The following is a 241-nucleotide window of genomic DNA, read 5'->3' as shown; positions in this document are numbered from 1 at the left end:
AACGTCGGCGGGCGGCCGTTCGTCACCTCCAGCGCGTGCTGGGGGTCAGCGAACGGTTTGCCTGCCGCGTGACCGGGCAGCACCGCGCAACCCAGCGGCACGCAGCCGTCTCTGCGACCCCCGAGGATCCCGACGCCGCCCTGCGAGCCTGGCTTCGCCAGTACGCCAAGGACCGCCCACGACGTGGGTTTCGGCCCGCGTATCACGACGCCCGCGCTGAAGGCTGGGCAGTCAATCACAA

At 71.0% G+C, this 241-nt stretch carries 1 pseudogene; it reads left to right on the top strand.

Annotation, left to right across the window (positions count from 1 at the left end):
* Nucleotides 1–241 (top strand): annotated as a pseudogene (locus AC5Y4T_RS26220) (IS3 family transposase); the annotation flags it as partial.

It is taken from the genome of Mycobacterium sp. NGS11, assembly GCF_059813315.1.
Note: the sequence above shows the minus strand (reverse complement) of the source record. Positions and strands in the feature narration are given on the sequence as shown.